Below are 17,095 nucleotides of genomic sequence, written 5' to 3' on the forward strand. Positions count from 1 at the left end.
CGCGAAGCTTCGGCGAAGCAAGGCAGGCAGGCAGGTTTTGTTTGTATTTTGCGTTCGGCGCCTGCCTGCCGGCAGGCAGGTTAAGCGTTTAGCGTTCCGCGTTTATTCTTTTACAATTCTCACAGATCGTTTATCAGCCGTGATCACAAAATATATTCCCGCAGGCAAACCGGTTAAATGCAATGGTGCTTTAACATTCGTGATGGTAAACTGGCGCAGTACATGTCCCTGCTGGTTAACCAGGCGGGCTGTTGTACCTATGAGTGATGTATTGCTTAAGCTTACTGTTACTGATGCGCGGGTGGGGTTGGGGTACACCTGTACGTCTGTACGGGCTAACTCGCAGGATTTGTTTACCGTGATCGTTCTTGAATAAGCGGCCCGGCCGTCGTGGTCAACCTGTACCAATCTGAAATGATTGGCTCCGTGGTTCAATCCTGTATAATTAAAAGAATAAGATTGCGTGCTATTCGAATGGCCCTGGCTTTTAACAGTGCCTACAGATTGCCAGTTGCTGCCATTGGTTGACCAGTGAATAGTGAAATGGCTGTTATTGTTTTCGCTGGCCGTTGCCCATTGCAAGCGGGCAGTATTACAATCGGTGCTGCTTGCTTCAAAGTACGAGAAGCTGGCTGGCAATGGGGTCATATTGTAGGATTGAATTTCGCCGGCATTACCTACCGACCACCCAGTGGTGCCGTTAATGAAATACGCGGCGTTGATATCCTGGTTTGAATTGCTGGTTTGATCGACCCAGGTAGTGCCGCCATCAACGGTGAAAAGGATGGTGCCATTATCACCAACGATCCAGCCGGTGGTAGCGTTTACGAAAACAACTTCATTCAATTGCTCATTAGTGCCGCTGGTGAGCGATGTCCAGGTAGTACCGCCATTGGTTGTTTTACGAATACGGCCTTCATCACCTACGGCGTAGCCGGTATTGGCATCCAGGAAATGAACACCGCGCAGATTTTCGTTCGTATTACTGTTCTGTTCGTTCCAGTTAGTACCGCCGTCGGTTGTTTTAAGTATGACGCCGTTATCGCCTACTGCCCAGCCGGTATTGGCATTAACAAACTGAACATCATAGAGGGTTTCATCATCGTCCAGGTCGCTGTCCTGGTAGAACCAGTTAGTACCGCCGTTGGTTGTTTTGCGAATGGTACCGTTAGAACCAACTACCCAGCCGGTGGTGGCATTGACGAAAAAAACACTCCGCAAGGTGTTGTTAGTGCCACTGTGCCTATTGTCCCATTCAGTGCCGCCATTGGAAGTTTTAATGATGGTGCCACCATTTCCGACGGCCCAGCCTGTGTTGGCATCAATAAAAAAAACACTGTGCAGGTCTTCGTCACCGTTTAAGTCGCTGTCCTGGTAGCTCCAGGTAATCCCGCCATTGGTCGTTTTGCGAATGTGGCCCTGGTCGCCTACTACCCAGCCGGTAGTAGCGTTCACAAAGAAAATATCATAGAGGCTTCGGGTAGTACCGCTGTTTTCTTCTGTCCAGGTAAAACTACCTGAATTGATTGTTTTTATTATGGTGCCATTGTCGCCGCATGCCCAGCCGGTATTGCTATTAATGAAGTGAATACCTTCAAGATCATCCCCGACATTGGTAGTTTGTAATCCCCATGAGGCGCCACCGTTATTTGTTTTCAGCACAACGCCATTATCACCCGCTATAAAACCGGTAGTAGCGCTTACAAAATAAATGTTGTTCAGTTTCACATTGGTATTACTGGTTTGGGTGGTCCAGTCATTACCGCCGTTAGTGGTTATACGTATGAGGCCATTGTCACCAACTACCCAACCGGTAGTGGCGCTCACGAAGTGAACGGCATTCAGGGTGGAATTGCCGCTATTCACATTGTCCCAATTCGTGCCGCCATTAGTGGTTTTTCGAACAGTGCCGTTGGTGCCTACAGCGTAGCCGGTATTGGCATCAACAAACATTACATGAAGAAGGTCACGGTTAGTGCCGCTGTTTTGTGCAGTCCAGTTGGTGCCGCCGTCGATGGTTCTATAAATTTCACCACCATCGCATACAGCCCAGCCGGTATTGGCATTTATGAAGAAGATGCTGTTGACCTCTTCACCGGTATTGATGTCACGGTTATTCCAATCGGCGCCGCCATTGATGGTCTTTAGTACGGTGCCATTGTTACCGCCGATGTAGCCGGTAGTTGTGTTGACAAAGAAAACACTGTTCAATCGTTCGTTAGTGGGGCTGTTCTGGTTAAACCAGTTAGCGCCCCCATTGGAGGTTTTGCGAATAGCGCCGGAGCTGCCTACCGCCCAGCCGGTATTCGCATCTTCAAAATGTACACTGTACAGGGTAAAGTTAGTCCCGCTGTTTTGTTCAGACCATTGGGCCGAAGCGGCCAGGGAAACAAACGCGGTGACGTAAAGGCACAGGAATGCCCGGGTTTTTTTGCAAAGAACTGTTTTCATAACGGTTTGGAACTAGGGATTACGGTTGCTTTTAATAGGATCCAGTAGGTAAAAGTAAATGTTTTCAGCAAATTCCCTAAGGCAATACCCTGGTTAAATTTTATAAATGTCTATTTTACAAGGTTATAGGCAAATATTAGTTTTAAAAATATTCCATTTCCGAGATTTTTTCCATTTTCGGGTGGCGCATTTATGGGCAGGTACCTGTTACCAATGTTGCCATCATGAAGTAGCAGTTAATACCGGGAAGGTTAGCGGAGGTACAAAAAAATAGATCCGGACAGTAACTGCCGGATCTATCGCCAACACAAAAAACTACAGAGGATAAGAACGTTTCTTGTGTTCAAATGATGCTTAATAAAATCAAACCGGCTCATGGTATAACCGGAGAGAACAATATACTTGAAATACCAAATAACATCGGACGTAAACGAAACCAATACGCCCGATCGAACTGATACTAATATACGAAGAAGATGTGCAAAGCGTACCGGCGCAGAAGCTTTGTAAAATTATTTTGATTAATGTCAATTGACAGATTAAACTGAAAGGAGCTTTCTATTCCATTGATTTTATTGCAGCAGTAACTTGCCGTACTTATCACAAACTTGAGCAGAGATAATAAAAAGAGAACTTACTAAAGTTATATACAAACTATGACCATGGTCATAGTTTTTCATGTATAAAAAACATAACTTACTCTATAATAATACCTTCCTGCCAGATATCCTGCGAAATTTACCATTTGGAGATAACCCGCAAATTTACGCTATATGACAATGCAAACTAAGAACGGCTATCCAGAGGTAGTTCTGGCTTCTCAATGTGAGACTTCGTATTTCTATACTACAGCAGATTGGCTGCGGCATGAGATAGGCATTTCGTTTTGCAATAAAGAGAAGCAGGATAATATCATCTACTGGCAATTTTGTTTTGGTGCAGGCATTGTTGTTTTGAAGTATGACCCATCAACCGGCATATCTCTTTGTCCGGCCCAATTTGGCAACGCGTCCATAGAGGAAAAAGCTGCATTTAAAATGTTGACAGATACGCTAAGGATAATTAATTAGCCGGCCGGCTAATGGTAGACCTTTAGGAATTATTAAATGTACCAACTAGAATACTTTTTAGATTTTGCGCTTATACTGAATATTTAAAATAATTGTTATATTTGTTTATCAGTGTTGAAGAGTCGACTAACGTTAATGCATGATGCTTATTTTCTTCCTGGATTGCGCATACTCTGATTTTCCTGAAAAACGCTCATTAATCAATATTCCCTGGCCAATTATGCAGCGTCGTTTGCTGCTACCCTGAAATTGTTTGAAAACAATTGCTCAATTGAATTGCTACTAAAATTATTTTATTATAGTTCGTCACGGGTACACACCGCCATGACCATTTAAACTTATTACACAATGAAAAGACTGCTTGTAATTGAAAATAATACACAGAACCATAACATGATAGAAACTACTACACCTTTATTTGAAAATGGTTCTAACGCTTATGCACGCATTAAGCAAGCCGACCGGTTAACCGCGTTGTTCCAACAAAATACAAATATCAATAAGTATAAAAAGAAACAGGTTATTTACAGCGAAGGCAATCACCCGGTACAGCTGTTCTATATAAAGAAAGGAATTGTAAAAACATATAAGTGTAACCCCGAAGGTAAGGAACTGATAACCGGCATTTATGGCGAGGGGGAATATCTTGGCTATGTTGCCTTGCTGGAAGAAACGGTGTATAAAGATATAGCGGTAGCGGTTGAATATGCTGAACTGGCGGTTATCTCGAAAGATGAATTTGATCTTTTGATGGAGACCGACTGGCAGATTGCGCGCAAGTTTATAACCCTGCTCGCGAGAGATATAACAGACAAAGAGCAGCTGCTGTTGGGGCTGGCTTATAATTCCCTTCGCAAAAAAGTGGCGGAAGCGTTGATCCTGTTAAGCCGGAAATACAAAGACGCTATCAAGATCAGCCGAGATAACCTCGCAGCCATTGCCGGAACAGCTACGGAATCATTGATCAGGACACTGGGTGAATTCAGGCAGGAAAAACTCATTGAGATAAGCGAAGGATACATAACGATCCTCAATGAAGCCAAGCTGAGAACCATGTTGAATTAGAGCTGCTATCAGCTCTCATAACGTGCAAGGTAGATTAAAACGGGATATACAGAAGCTGGCGGAGCCGCTTCTGACACATCAGTCCTCCCGATGTATCGGGAGGACTCTTATTTAAAATCTCAGGTTAGCTTAAACCCAACGCTTTTGACCGTATTGAACTGATCTCATACTTAACGCTGGTGCCGCGTTTGGTATCGGAAATCTTATGGGTTGCTTTTGAATTGGGCTTTACAGAGAAGAAGTCCTCGTATTTGGTTTCGAAGATGCTACCGTTGGCTTTTACATACATTATTTTTACCCGCACTTTGTCGAGCGTGTAATCGGTTGGATTGGTTACACTGATCTCGAGATTGGAAATTCCACCCAGTCCCTTTTTATCATAATCATTACTCTCCGCTTTTACGTACAGCCAGATATTATTCCTGACCATCTTTTTAATGCTTGCATCGCTACCGGCAAGAGCGCCGTGCTGAGCTGGCTTTACAGCCTCAAGGCGCTGTTTGGAATTAGTTGTCTCCCCCTGTCTTACAATGGCAGCCAATACACCGAGTACTATTATAAATGGGATGAGAATGATCCAGCGAATGGAACGTTTATCGTCCGCATCTTGCGCGATTGCTGAACGGATAGCAGGTTTTGTCATAATGTCGGATTTTTTCAGAGATACGGTGCAAACAAAGCGCTAAAATATATTTTTTTTCTTTTTCCCGGAAATTGCGCAGAACGAAAAAAAACTCGTAGATCTGCTGATCTGCAAGGATTTTTAACTGTGAAAAATACCTGGTAATCTGTGCACAGCGCCACCAATTAGCGAACTTGCGCGCATAACTGGCATTGCAGGGGATTTTGTTTATCTTCGAATAGGTCGCAAACGTCATGATAGCACTTCAGACATATATTCCATCAGCGTTAACAGGGTTGGTAAAATCTTTCTGGCAGCTCAAAGTCACTGGGCTGAACGATGCTTCCTACAGGGAAGATATCCTGCCGGATGGCCATCATGAGATCATCTTTCATGTCACAGGCGAAAATGCGAAAAGGACCACAGAGAGCGCCCGCTGGATCAAAGAACCTGATGCGTTTTTTGCGGGGCAAACACTGCGCAGTTACTCGCTGGAACTGGAAAACAACTCCCTGCTGTATGGGATCCGGTTTCATCCGCACACCTTACATTTTTTATTTGGGTTTCCCGCCGACTTATTAACCAACAATATGCTACCGCTTCATGATATTCCTGCGGCTTATATATTGAAAAATTGTATTAGCGAACATTTTGAGGAAACCTGCAGCAAGCTGGAAATGGTATTGCTGCAACTATGTAAAAAGGCCGATCTGTCAGTTAACAGGTTTCATTACATAGATTATGCAGTGCAGGAAATAATAAAAAGCAAAGGTGATATTTCGATCAGTCATTTACTTAACAGAACAGGTATATCACAACGGTATTTTGACACTGTATTCAGAGAGTCTGTAGGGATCAATCCCAAATCATTTTGTAATATTGTAAAGCTTAACAGCTTTATCAGTTATAAAAATAAATACCCGCACAAAAAGCTCACGGAATGCTGTTATGAATCCAATTTCTTCGACCAGTCGCATTTTATAAAATTGTTCAAATCGGTTACCGGAAAATTGCCAAAGGAGTATTTTAAGAATTATAATCATATAAATGATTATTTCACGGAAATGTGACCAGTTCATTTTTTTACATTTTTTTCCTGCCCGCGCTGAATAGCTTCGCTGAAAAAAAGCATGAAAGCCTTGATGGTAGTTCTGTTCATGGCGTCAGCTAATCTAATGGCGCAAGAAAACCAGGTGGCCCATTTTTCATTCTGGAAACCGAGGGCCGGACTGGAAAAGAATTTTGAAAATGGGTACAAGCAGCATCTGCAGTGGCATAAAGACAATAAAGATCCATGGGCCTGGTATGGCTGGTATATAATATCCGGCGAAAGGAGTGGTCAATTTGTTGATGCTACTTTTAATCATGCCTGGAGCGATTTTGATACACCGGTAAAACCGGCAGCCGATGCAGCGGACAACCGACTGCACACATACCCGTTTGGCGATTTTATGGCGGCTCGTAAAATGATACATTTACCAGCGCTGAGTATTGCCGATAGCAACAGCTTGCGATCAAAATTTATTCGCCTGATAACGATAAGTTGTATAGATGTGTTAGCCGGCAAAAAGGTGCTTGAAAAATTAAAGACCATGTATCAGTCGGCCGGCATAGGATCCTTTATGACTTTTAAGCTGATTGACGGAGGTGATTGTAACCAGTTTTGTCTGTTGATCGGATTAAACAGCTTTGCCGCATTTAGCCGGTTTGCGAACTTAGCGGAAGACCTATCTTCAATAGAACAGGCTATGAAAACAAAAGCGATCCATTCCATGACCTCGGAAACGCTGGTTTACCGCGATGATTTGAGCTTGTTTCCCTGAATTCATAGCCGTGCGCTACCTTAGACAAACGAATTACGTTCACAGTGGATTTTTAAGATTTTTTCCCTTTTGCTCACAGTCAATTCCTCACTATTGTTAAAAAATTGTTTTTTCGGAAAAAGGCATGGAAAGAAATTATACTTTTGTACTGTAATAAGAATTGTTACAGTATGAACAACGGACGTTTCGCTACAGCACTGCATATTCTTACTCTTCTTGAAATAAAGAAGGGCGAGCTGCTTTCTTCCGAGTTCATTGCAAACAGTATCAATGTTAACCCAGCTGTGGTTCGTAAAGAGATTGGTAACCTTCGGGCACATGGATTTATAGAAAGCAAAGAAGGCAAAGGCGGTGGTTATTCACTGGGAAAACCCGCAGCTCACATTCGGTTATCAGAAGTATATAAATCCCTTAATGAAAGCCCATTGCTTGGCAGGTCGAATGACCCTAATCCTGAGTGCCCAATTGGTAAGCAAATTAATGGCCATTTAAATGATTTGTTCAGTTCAGCCGATAAAGCATTTTTAAATCAATTGGGTAAGACCACGGTAAAAGATTTCGCTAAAAAGTTTAATTAATTTTTTTTGTTACAAACTGTAACAATAATTACTACAGTATATTTTAAACACAAAACACAAACAATGAAAGTAGCATTAATTGGAGCAACTGGCTTTGTGGGTACAGCAATTTTGAATGAACTGCTTGAAAGAGGGCACCGGGTAACAGCCATTGCGCGTAATTTTAAGGCGATGCATCAAAAAGACAATGTAGTGGCTAAACAGGTAAACGTGTTACATGCAGATGCAGTGGCAGATGCTGTGAAAGGACACGATGCCGTAATCAGTGCATATAATGCCGGATGGACTAATCCGAATTTGTATAATGAGTTTTTGCAGGGCTCTCAAGCCATACAGGAAGGTGTAAAAAAAGCTGGTGTGAAAAGATTATTGGTGATTGGTGGAGCAGGTAGTTTGTTTGTTGCCGAAGGTGTGCAGAAAGTTGATACGCCGGCCTTTCCGGCTGAATGGAAAGCAGGTGCTTTAGCCGCTAGAGACTATTTGAATATTGTTAAAAAAGAACCCGAATTGGATTGGACCTTTTTAAGTCCGGCCCTTGAAATGCATCGGGGAACTTCAGGGGAAAGAAAGGGACAGTACCGCACCGGATTGGACACCCCTGTTTACAATGAAGAGGGGCGCAGCTTTATTTCTGTAGAGGATGTTGCGGTTGCGATCGTTGATGAATTAGAACAACCGAAGCACATCCGCAAACGGTTTACAGTCGCTTATTAAGCAGACCTTTGTGCTTAAGAGGAATTTTTGAATGATCTTTTTTACTTGCTCTTACTCAGAGGCCTTTGCACACTTCGCGTGCCGGCCCGCACTAAATAAAAAGACCCCGACTTTCGTCGGGGCCTTTGTGCCCAGGACAAGATTCGAACTTGCACGCCGTTTCCAGCACCACCACCTCAAAGTGGCTTGTCTACCAGTTTCAACACCTGGGCACTTAGAATTGGGTCGCAAATTTAATTGATTTACTGATATATTGGAAAGAAAATTAAAAAACTGTAGATCAACTCTAAAATAGTTGTTTGAAACCTAAGAAGATTAAGCATGAAAGCTGACTGGCTAATATGATTGAAAATCTGACCATTCGGGCCGAACCGCATACAGCCCGAACGGCTTCCAATTGCCGAATAAGGAACCGAACGTACAAGTGAGTGACACAACAGGTGGCGATAGTAGCAAAAAGCTGGTCCCCAAAAAACAGGATCAGAAAGCCGGAAACCGGCATCGATTCTGTACGACAACCGCTAAACGCCGAACGCCCAACCTGCCTGCCGCAGGCAGGCGCATGGGGCAAAAAGAAAATCCGTTCGGTAACCAGTTGGAACCGGTAACTATTTCAGTACGATCCTGAAGGTGGTTCCCTTACCCGGTTCGGAGCTTTTTACAAATAGCTGTCCCTTATGGTATTGTTCAATAATGCGCTTTGACAGGCTCAGTCCCAGCCCCCAGCCGCGTTTTTTGGTAGTAAACCCCGGTTTGAAAACCTTGTTGACATTCTGTTTGGCAATGCCTTTGCCGGTATCGGTAACATCTATATAGGTTTGTTTGTCCTGTTGCCAGATAGTAAGCGTGATTGTGCCCTTCCCTTCCATGGCATCGAGGGCGTTTTTGAGCAGATTTTCAATTACCCAGTCGAACAGGGGCGGGGAGATCATGGAATAGATCTCATTGATACCGCGGGTGTTCAGCACAAACTGCACTTTGCCGGTTGCCCGTTTGCGAATGTATTCGACCATACTTGCCACCTGCGCAACAATGTTATGCTTTTCGAGGTGCGGCGTGCTGCCGATCTTTCCAAAGCGGTCGGATACCAGCTTTAACCGGTTCACGTCTTTTTCCATTTCATGCACGATCTTTTCTGCGGGATAAGTTTCCTTCAGCATTTCTACCCAACCCTGCAGCGAAGTTAATGGCGTTCCCAGCTGGTGGGCCGTTTCTTTGGCCATGCCGGCCCAAACCTGGTTCTGCGAAGAGCGGAAGCTGGTGGTCAGCGCCAGGATGGTTATTAAAATGAACATGCTCACAATGAATAACTGTACCAGCGGATAATAACGCACCTGGTTTAACAAAGAACTATGACCATAATAATACAGGTTTTTTTCTGCGGGGTTCAGCGGATCAACCCATTCAATGGTGGGGTTCTGCGACCGGAACTCATTTAATTGCTTTCGTACATAATTGCTGTCATTCGCCACGCTGACAGAGTCGAGGTTCACATGATCGAGGATATGGCCTTTTTCGTCAGTAACAATGATGGGTACTGTATTATTTTCGGCAATGATGACGCTCACCAGTTTATCGCTCAAACCAGTAGTGTCGTACAACAACAATTTGGTGGCTTCTACCCATTCTTCTACTTTTTGACGTTCTTCACGGGCAATTTTGCGGGCCAGATATTGGGAGTAAAAGATAGTACCGCTTACAATTGCTATGGCAATGAGGGCTAATCCGGTTCTCCAGTTAAAAAGCGGTTGAATCATGTAACTAATTTATAAAAACCGTTCCTTTGCATCCTTTATTTGGTTGAATTATTTTTACACCAGCATGACAACACCTCTCGTGTCCATAGTGATCCTGAACTGGAACGGACGTAACTTTCTGCAACAGTTCCTGCCGTCGGTGCTGGCGACTACCTATATTAATAAGGAAGTGGTGGTGGTAGACAATGCATCTACTGATGATTCCATTTCCTATTTACGACAACACTGGCCTACGGTGCGCATTGTTCAAAACAAAGCCAATTATGGTTTTGCGCAAGGGTATAATGAAGGGTTGAAGCAGGTGCAGGCAGATTATTATGTGCTGTTGAATTCTGATGTAGAGGTGACGCCAAACTGGCTCGATGCGATGGTGGCCTTGCTTGAAAATGACAGAACCATTGGCGCCTGCCAGCCGAAGCTGCTGCAATACGCTGACAAAAGTTTGTTTGAATATGCCGGCGCTGCCGGTGGCTGGCTCGATCACCTGGGCTATCCGTTTGCCCGCGGACGGATCTTTGATGTGTGTGAAAAAGATGAGGGACAATACGATACGGCGGAACCCATTTTCTGGGCCAGCGGAGCAGCCATGTTCGTGCGCGCTAATTTATATCATGCCCTGGGCGGACTGGACGAATACTTTTTTGCCCATCAGGAAGAAATTGACTTCTGCTGGCGGTTGCAACTGGCTGGTTACCGGGTATTTGCCTGTCCGCAGTCGGTGGTGTACCATGTTGGTGGAGGCACTTTGCCAAAGGGTAATGCGCGCAAGGTGTTCTTGAATTTCAGGAACAATCTGGTGATGATGGCCAAGAATCTGCACCGGTGGGAGGCAATATGGAAGATAAGTTATCGTTTTTGGCTGGATTATATTTCTGCTTTTAAATCATTGCTTTCGGGACAGAAGACCTATTACCGGTCGGTGATGAGAGCGCATGGCGCATTTTTGAAGTGGTTGTTTGTAACGCGGCGGAAAGGATTATTTCCGCCAAAGAAGAAAGGAGAGCTGTGTGGTTACCTGCATAAAAGTGTTGTATGGAGTTATTTTATACGAGGCAAAAAGACTTTTACAGAAATTGTTGATAATAAAAGGTGAATTTTTAGATTGAACTATTATTTTTGCACTGCAATCAAATGAGTTATGGAACATCTGGAAAAAGATCCACGCGATAAAGACTTTAAAAGAAGTTGGGTAAATTCATCCGTATTCCTGTTTTACCTGCAAGTATTTTGTATTCTGGCTTTTGTACTGGGCGGCTGCTACAGCCTGTACACGCATCGGTATAAAGGTAAGCCCAAGGTGGAAGTGCCTGCTAATACCAAATACACTCCCGAGTATAAATAAATGATTTTTAGCGAGAAAAATTTGGTGAGTATTAAATAATTCCTATTTTTGCACTCCCAATAACGAAAGCAACGAATCACGAAGAGATAAGTTGCAGCAAAAAGGGAAAATTTTTCAACCGGCGAGGTTGATAAATAAAATAGGAGATCAAAGTTCTTTTAAAAATAGACCGGATTAACTTCGGTCACATGCGGAAGTAGCTCAGTTGGTAGAGCGCAATCCGCCAGCCGGCGGATTGAGGTCGCGGTTGACAAAAAATAAAAAATAAAGTTCTTTTAAAAATAGACCGGATTAACTTCGGTCACATGCGGAAGTAGCTCAGTTGGTAGAGCGCAATCCGCCAGCCGACGGATTGAGGTCGTGGCTGATAAAAAATAAAAAATAAAGTTCTTTTAAAAATAGACCAGATTAACTTCGGTCACATGCGGAAGTAGCTCAGTTGGTAGAGCGCAACCTTGCCAAGGTTGAGGTCGCGGGTTCGAGCCTCGTCTTCCGCTCTAAATTCCATCCACAAGGTGGAATTTTTTGTTTCACAAAGATCCTAAGGTGTTGTGCCGGGATCAGGTATTTGGTGTAGATTCAAGATACGGTTTACCCGGGTGGTGGAACTGGTAGACACGCAGGACTTAAAATCCTGTGGCCAGCAATGGCTGTACGGGTTCAACTCCCGTCCCGGGTACGAAGGGGAGTTTCTCCCAGATTTTTGACAGGGGCTACTATAACAGGTAGCCCTTTTCTTTTATTGCAGTCTGTTATGCCCGAAAGACCGGTGCAGGTACAGTGTTCAATAGACGTCGTTCATAGCTAAGAGAGCTCTGGAACATCCACTCTCTGAACTGGCCGTGTTTCAGAAGGTTCAACTTATTCAATTCTCCGCGTAAGTAAAAGGTCTGATAGCTTTCACTATCTACACATCAGCAACATTCAACTCAGTTTTTATCGCCTAAAATACGCAGGCATTGCCTGGTTACATTGGCCGAAGCGGACCGTTGATATCAATAGTAAGACTAGGTGTATAATCTTTTCATGTTCTTGATTATTCGATTTCTTGAAAATGGTCAAGAAGTTAACCTGCTTATCATGAATGCCATTGAACAATATGCAATTCAATTATCTTACCGATCTCATGACCATATAGGTCTCAATCGATTCTCAGGTTTACAATTGCCTTTTCCGTTAATCGAACGATAGCAAAGAATCGATTAACCCGGTGGCGACGGCTGCCGGGTTTTAAAGAAACTGTACATACAATTTGTACAGAGGTTAGAGACCTCGCTACCTCATATTGAAACAGCGAGCATTGCTATATGATCATGAGAATAAGAATCAGTCTTATTGGAAAAAGGTTAAGAGTACTCCTCAGGATTTACTATTAATCGCATTGACCCGGGGACGCCCGGGCTTTTTATTTCGGGTTTACTGTCTGTAAACTGTCCGCCATCCTGGTCTTTTTTTCAAAATATATAACAAAAAAACCTATTGGATTATTAGTTCATTTGGCCACCTTGTTTGTTATAATTTATAGCAACCTGCTATTCAACATGGTTCGAACCCACGATATATACAAACAAGTTGGTTTTATCCAACAGGTACTTGCCCAAAACAAAAAAGCCATAGGCGTTTTTATTGCCGCCGGCTGTCCGCTCTCCATAAGAGTAAACGAAAGAGAAGAAAAAGGAAAAAAGATTTCCGACCCCTTGATTCCCGATGTTGCGGGCCTGACCGATATAATTATACATCAACTAGCCGGATCAAACGACAATCCCAGCAATTGCGATAAACTGGTAAAGCAAATGGTTGAAGATGGATTCGCCAGTCCAAACGTAGAAGATATGCTTAGCCGGATCCGTTCCCTGAAACAAGTTGCAGGAAAAGGAACGGTGAGGGGTTTCGTAGCGCAGGATCTTGTAGAACTTGATAACGCCATTTGCCAGATCATTTCAGAAAAAGTTGACAAGGAATTGCCCGACCTTGATACTCCCTATCACGACGTTGCCATTTGGGCCAGATCAATTGAACGGGAAAAGCCGGTTCACATTTTTACAACCAATTACGATCTGTTAATTGAACAGGCTTTTGAAGAAGAAGGTTGTCCATACTTCGACGGTTTTATAGGTTCCAGAAAAGCTTTTTTTGATTTAGGGGCAGTTGAAAATCAACAATTACTTGATGCAAGATGGACAAGGTTATGGAAAATACATGGTTCAATAAATTGGAAATTGAATAAGGAGAACAACGTGATCAGAAGCGATAAAAGAGACGATAAAAAAGGTTACCTCATCTATCCTTCCCACCTGAAATACGATCAAAGCAGAAAGATGCCTTATTTAGCCATGTTAGACAGGCTAAAGGAATTTTTGTTAACACCTTCCTGTGCCTTGTTTGTAACGGGTTTTTCATTTAATGATTTTCATATCAATGATGTAATGCTGCAGAGCCTGAAAGCAAATCCAACCGCCATGGTATTTGCTTTTTTATTTGGTGAGCTCGATGATCCGAAATATGAAAAAGCCAGGCACTGTGCGAAGTCTGTTCCCAATTTAAGCCTGATGGCTTTTGATAAAGCTATCATTGCACGGAATGAAGGTGTTTGGAGCATAAAGTATGAAGAGTTGATCAACGATATACCCGGGAACGCAGCTGTTCTTTTTAAACAGAAGACAGATAGCAATGGAATGGAGGAAGACGTAAAAATAGTTCACTTACGATTAGGGGATTTTGCCAGGTTTGGCGCCTTGCTGCGGGAATTAAGTGTCACAAATACAGAAGAAAATGAAAAACCTGTTTAACAGACCCACGCTTTTAGGCACTGTTCAGGATGTTAAGGGCACATCCGTTAGTGTTACGCTGAACAATAACCAGTTAACCGGACTCACTTTTGTCGAGGGTGAAGGGTACAGGGTAGGACAGGTAGGAAGTTTTGTTAAGATACCTATCGGCTATCTAGATCTGTTCGGGATCATCAGTCAGGTAGGAGCAAGTGCGGTACCAGAGAACATTGCTGATAAAGAACCGTATGGCTACCGGTGGCTTACCATTCAATTGATAGGCGAGAGTTATAAAAAAGGTAGTTTTCAAAGAGGGATCTCCCAGTATCCAACCATTGATGATGAAGTTCATTTAGTTTCAGAAGAAGATTTGGCTGGCATCTACGGTGAACAACAAAAACAGCACCATTTGGTCAGAATAGGACATATTGCAGGTGCTGAGTCTATAGACGCGCTTGTTGATATCAATAAACTGGTAACCCGGCATTCAGCGATCGTAGGATCAACTGGCTCAGGAAAATCAACTACGGTGGCTGGTTTACTATCCTCATTGTCTGATGAAACGCGCTTTCCCTCTTCAAGGATGTTAATATTAGACGTACACGGGGAATATGGAAATGCATTGAAGGATAAGGCAAACATATTTAAAATAAATCCAGACCCACGTAACAAAAGCGAGCGGCATCTTCATATTCCATTTTGGGCAATGAGCTTTGATGAATTATTATCAATAACATTTGGTGATATTGATGAAACGAATAAAGGTTTTATTCTTGAAAAAATAACGGAACTGAAGCGGAAAACATTTCGCAAAAATCAATTCAGCGGAATTTCAGAACAAAATCTAACTGTAGATACTCCTATTCCTTTTAGTATTCGCAGGTTATGGCTGTACTTACATCGGCTTATACATGCTACGCATCCGGTGCCTGGAACAGGCCAAAAGTTTTGCAACATTACAGACGATTTCAATGTAGCGAATACCACCGAGGCTTTTTTAATAAATGAAGCTACTAACCTTCCATTCCAGACAGGAGATGCAGAAAACATTATTCCACCGGTTTACCAGGTGCAAAAAGATAAACAGATCTATCTCAGCGCTATCAATTTAAACATAAGAAGACCATTAGAGGGCCTGGCGGCCAAATTAAAAGATCCCCGATATGATTTCCTTTTTAAACCCGGCAGCTGGACGCCTGACCTTGATGGAAATACGCGTGAAGATCTCTCAACGCTTATGAGATCATGGATAGGTTCAGAAAAGCGTATAACCATTCTTGATCTGTCAGGCATACCCCTGCCAATAATGAATGATATTATTGGCATTTTGTTAAGGATCCTTTATGATGCGTTGTTTTGGGCCAGGAAATTATCACAGGGAGGTAAGGAACGGCCATTGTTAGTAGTGATGGAAGAAGCGCACAGTTATTTGAACAATAACGCTGAAGGCCGGGCATCTTCGATTGTGCAAAGGATAGTAAAAGAAGGACGTAAGTATGGCATTGGCGCAATGATCGTCAGCCAGAGGCCGGCTGAGATAAATTCCACGATTCTTTCGCAATGTGGAACATTTTTCGCGCTAAGGTTATGCAACCACAGCGATCGGTCACACATAACCGGTGTCATCTCGGATAATTTGGAAAGTTTAACCAGCATGCTGCCGGTATTAAGAACAGGGGAGGCGCTTATTCTTGGAGAAGCCGTTAAACTGCCGATGCGAACAATCATTGAACCACCTCCTAAAAATAAACGGCCCGATAGCCAGGACCCAATAGTTTGCGACGAAGTTACAGGAGAGTTATCAATGCATCCCGGCGGATGGAATATTGGCATGGAGCCCAACCCCAACTATGATGAGCTTATGCTGGTATGGAGGCAACAAAATCCTACCTTACCCCACATCCAAAAGAAGTAGGTAGTATGGAATATTTTGCAAATTTCACCTCAGCAACCGTTGCGAAAATTGGCTATGAGCGTTCAAACGCTTCGCTTGAAGTTGAATTTCATAATGGCACTGTGTATCAGTATTTCGATGTTCCTGAACAGATCTGGGAAGCCTTTAAAGCTTCTTCATCGAAAGGTCAGTTTTTAAACGACATTATTAAGGGGCAGTTCAGGTATTCCCGGGTGTAACAGGACCCGTGCCTTACAAAAATGAAAGCCGCTCCAGGAGCGGAGCGGCCTTCGGCTTTTTTATGGCTTCTTATTTCTTTACTGATCCTTCTTCTCTTTCACCAACTGTCCATCTGCTGTATACTTGACCTTTGTTTCCGGATCACCACTCAATTTTACCAGATAATAAGCAGTACCTTCCTTATCCACTCTGTAAACTTCATCAATACTCCTGTCGGCATAGGCACCTTTAACTGCATTTGACACTGCCGACGGAAGTTCGGAGGTTCTGATCTTCATGCCCTTTGACATCAACCGGCCATCCGTTCCAAATGATGCCATATGGTCGGTACCATTTACTTCAAACTCTACTTTGTATTTGCCTTCCTTCATTTTCCACTCCACATCTTTGGCGTTCGGGAATGCCGATTTAAAACTGGTTTTAACTGTAGCGGGCACATCACTTTCTTTTACTTCCTGCATGTCCTTCGACTGCGGTTGGGTCTGTGTTTCTGTCTGTGCCGATGCACCCAACACGAAGCCTGCCGCAAACAGGGTTGCAAAAAATATCTTTTTCATATTTCACGTTTTTTAAATGAAGGCACAAATAATAAGCCAATACCTTTCAGAGAAGTGTTGATAATTTTGGACACTTGACCTAAATGATTGTCAGTAAATTGGCTATGTGTTTGCGATAGCTGATACGGATCCGCAGCCCCATTTGGACATTATCACTAATGCCACCTAACCTCTTTTATTGGGCCGATGGTAACCGGTGTGAGCTCGCAGTTTT

At 43.3% G+C, this 17,095-nt stretch carries 15 protein-coding genes and 3 tRNA genes; 13 read left to right on the top strand and 5 right to left on the bottom strand.

Annotated features, from left to right (window positions below):
- Nucleotides 1-102: 102 nt before the first annotated feature.
- Complete coding sequence (locus JUB15_RS00895; RefSeq protein ID WP_207510357.1) at nucleotides 103-2,451, bottom strand: YCF48-related protein; 2,349 nt, start codon at nucleotides 2,449-2,451, stop codon at nucleotides 103-105.
- 773 nt (nucleotides 2,452-3,224) lie between these two features.
- On the opposite strand from JUB15_RS00895, the gene JUB15_RS00900 reads away from it, so the two are divergent.
- On the top strand, nucleotides 3,225-3,521 hold the full coding sequence (locus tag JUB15_RS00900) for a hypothetical protein (protein WP_207510358.1): 297 nt from the start codon (nucleotides 3,225-3,227) through the stop codon (nucleotides 3,519-3,521).
- 348 nt (nucleotides 3,522-3,869) lie between these two features.
- Nucleotides 3,870-4,586, top strand: coding sequence for a Crp/Fnr family transcriptional regulator (locus JUB15_RS00905; RefSeq protein ID WP_207510359.1), 717 nt, complete (start codon nucleotides 3,870-3,872; stop codon nucleotides 4,584-4,586).
- A gap of 124 nt (nucleotides 4,587-4,710) precedes the next feature.
- Here the strand turns inward: JUB15_RS00905 and JUB15_RS00910 are convergent, their stop codons facing one another.
- On the bottom strand, nucleotides 4,711-5,229 hold the full coding sequence (locus JUB15_RS00910) for a hypothetical protein (RefSeq protein WP_207510360.1): 519 nt from the start codon (nucleotides 5,227-5,229) through the stop codon (nucleotides 4,711-4,713).
- A 233-nt stretch (nucleotides 5,230-5,462) separates the two neighbouring features.
- Here JUB15_RS00910 and JUB15_RS00915 point away from each other — a divergent pair, with 233 nt between their 5' ends.
- From JUB15_RS00915 to JUB15_RS00930, 4 genes are all read left to right on the top strand, one after another.
- Entirely contained in the window at nucleotides 5,463-6,278 is an 816-nt protein-coding gene (locus JUB15_RS00915) for a helix-turn-helix domain-containing protein (RefSeq protein WP_207510361.1), read from the top strand.
- A 105-nt stretch (nucleotides 6,279-6,383) separates the two neighbouring features.
- Entirely contained in the window at nucleotides 6,384-7,031 is a 648-nt protein-coding gene (locus JUB15_RS00920; protein WP_207510362.1) for a hypothetical protein, read from the top strand.
- Between the two features lie 170 nt (nucleotides 7,032-7,201).
- Nucleotides 7,202-7,609, top strand: a complete 408-nt coding sequence (locus JUB15_RS00925) for an RrF2 family transcriptional regulator (RefSeq protein WP_207510363.1) — start codon at nucleotides 7,202-7,204, stop codon at nucleotides 7,607-7,609.
- Between the two features lie 63 nt (nucleotides 7,610-7,672).
- Nucleotides 7,673-8,323, top strand: coding sequence for an NAD(P)-dependent oxidoreductase (locus JUB15_RS00930; RefSeq protein WP_207510364.1), 651 nt, complete (start codon nucleotides 7,673-7,675; stop codon nucleotides 8,321-8,323).
- Between the two features lie 128 nt (nucleotides 8,324-8,451).
- Here JUB15_RS00930 and JUB15_RS00935 read toward each other — a convergent pair.
- Nucleotides 8,452-8,535: transfer RNA gene (locus JUB15_RS00935), tRNA-Leu, on the bottom strand.
- Nucleotides 8,536-8,931: 396 nt separating this feature from the next.
- Nucleotides 8,932-10,080, bottom strand: a complete 1,149-nt coding sequence (locus JUB15_RS00940; protein WP_207510365.1) for a sensor histidine kinase — start codon at nucleotides 10,078-10,080, stop codon at nucleotides 8,932-8,934.
- 64 nt (nucleotides 10,081-10,144) lie between these two features.
- Here JUB15_RS00940 and JUB15_RS00945 point away from each other — a divergent pair, with 64 nt between their 5' ends.
- From JUB15_RS00945 to JUB15_RS00975, 7 genes are all read left to right on the top strand, one after another.
- Entirely contained in the window at nucleotides 10,145-11,173 is a 1,029-nt protein-coding gene (locus tag JUB15_RS00945; RefSeq protein ID WP_207510366.1) for a glycosyltransferase family 2 protein, read from the top strand.
- A 45-nt stretch (nucleotides 11,174-11,218) separates the two neighbouring features.
- The gene (locus JUB15_RS00950) at nucleotides 11,219-11,422 is read left to right on the top strand and encodes a hypothetical protein (RefSeq protein WP_207510367.1); all 204 of its coding nucleotides are present in this window, start codon (nucleotides 11,219-11,221) and stop codon (nucleotides 11,420-11,422) included.
- Nucleotides 11,423-11,846: 424 nt separating this feature from the next.
- Nucleotides 11,847-11,919: transfer RNA gene (locus JUB15_RS00955), tRNA-Gly, on the top strand.
- A gap of 96 nt (nucleotides 11,920-12,015) precedes the next feature.
- Nucleotides 12,016-12,101: transfer RNA gene (locus JUB15_RS00960), tRNA-Leu, on the top strand.
- An 862-nt stretch (nucleotides 12,102-12,963) separates the two neighbouring features.
- Nucleotides 12,964-14,211, top strand: a complete 1,248-nt coding sequence (locus JUB15_RS00965) for an SIR2 family NAD-dependent protein deacylase (RefSeq protein WP_207510368.1) — start codon at nucleotides 12,964-12,966, stop codon at nucleotides 14,209-14,211.
- Nucleotides 14,195-16,105: an ATP-binding protein gene (locus JUB15_RS00970; protein WP_207510369.1), complete on the top strand. Its 1,911-nt coding sequence runs from the start codon at nucleotides 14,195-14,197 to the stop codon at nucleotides 16,103-16,105. Before JUB15_RS00965 ends, JUB15_RS00970 begins: the two co-directional genes overlap by 17 nt.
- A 5-nt stretch (nucleotides 16,106-16,110) precedes the next feature.
- Nucleotides 16,111-16,323, top strand: coding sequence for a KTSC domain-containing protein (locus JUB15_RS00975; protein ID WP_207510370.1), 213 nt, complete (start codon nucleotides 16,111-16,113; stop codon nucleotides 16,321-16,323).
- 78 nt (nucleotides 16,324-16,401) lie between these two features.
- Here the strand turns inward: JUB15_RS00975 and JUB15_RS00980 are convergent, their stop codons facing one another.
- The gene (locus JUB15_RS00980; RefSeq protein WP_207510371.1) at nucleotides 16,402-16,881 is read right to left on the bottom strand and encodes a PepSY-like domain-containing protein; all 480 of its coding nucleotides are present in this window, start codon (nucleotides 16,879-16,881) and stop codon (nucleotides 16,402-16,404) included.
- Between the last annotated feature and the right edge of the window lie 214 nt (nucleotides 16,882-17,095).

Source organism: Longitalea luteola (assembly GCF_017356035.1).
Lineage (GTDB): Bacteria > Bacteroidota > Bacteroidia > Chitinophagales > Chitinophagaceae > Niastella > Niastella luteola.

Coding starts and splice junctions, on each gene's coding strand:
- JUB15_RS00915 (WP_207510361.1), top strand. CDS start 5,463: ATGATAGCACTTCAGACATATATTCCATCAGCGTTAACAGGGTTGGTA.
- JUB15_RS00910 (WP_207510360.1), bottom strand. CDS start 5,229: ATGACAAAACCTGCTATCCGTTCAGCAATCGCGCAAGATGCGGACGAT.
- JUB15_RS00975 (WP_207510370.1), top strand. CDS start 16,111: ATGGAATATTTTGCAAATTTCACCTCAGCAACCGTTGCGAAAATTGGC.
- JUB15_RS00980 (WP_207510371.1), bottom strand. CDS start 16,881: ATGAAAAAGATATTTTTTGCAACCCTGTTTGCGGCAGGCTTCGTGTTG.
- JUB15_RS00900 (WP_207510358.1), top strand. CDS start 3,225: ATGACAATGCAAACTAAGAACGGCTATCCAGAGGTAGTTCTGGCTTCT.
- JUB15_RS00930 (WP_207510364.1), top strand. CDS start 7,673: ATGAAAGTAGCATTAATTGGAGCAACTGGCTTTGTGGGTACAGCAATT.
- JUB15_RS00905 (WP_207510359.1), top strand. CDS start 3,870: ATGAAAAGACTGCTTGTAATTGAAAATAATACACAGAACCATAACATG.
- JUB15_RS00895 (WP_207510357.1), bottom strand. CDS start 2,451: ATGAAAACAGTTCTTTGCAAAAAAACCCGGGCATTCCTGTGCCTTTAC.
- JUB15_RS00945 (WP_207510366.1), top strand. CDS start 10,145: ATGACAACACCTCTCGTGTCCATAGTGATCCTGAACTGGAACGGACGT.
- JUB15_RS00925 (WP_207510363.1), top strand. CDS start 7,202: ATGAACAACGGACGTTTCGCTACAGCACTGCATATTCTTACTCTTCTT.
- JUB15_RS00920 (WP_207510362.1), top strand. CDS start 6,384: ATGGCGCAAGAAAACCAGGTGGCCCATTTTTCATTCTGGAAACCGAGG.
- JUB15_RS00950 (WP_207510367.1), top strand. CDS start 11,219: ATGGAACATCTGGAAAAAGATCCACGCGATAAAGACTTTAAAAGAAGT.
- JUB15_RS00970 (WP_207510369.1), top strand. CDS start 14,195: ATGAAAAACCTGTTTAACAGACCCACGCTTTTAGGCACTGTTCAGGAT.
- JUB15_RS00965 (WP_207510368.1), top strand. CDS start 12,964: ATGGTTCGAACCCACGATATATACAAACAAGTTGGTTTTATCCAACAG.
- JUB15_RS00940 (WP_207510365.1), bottom strand. CDS start 10,080: ATGATTCAACCGCTTTTTAACTGGAGAACCGGATTAGCCCTCATTGCC.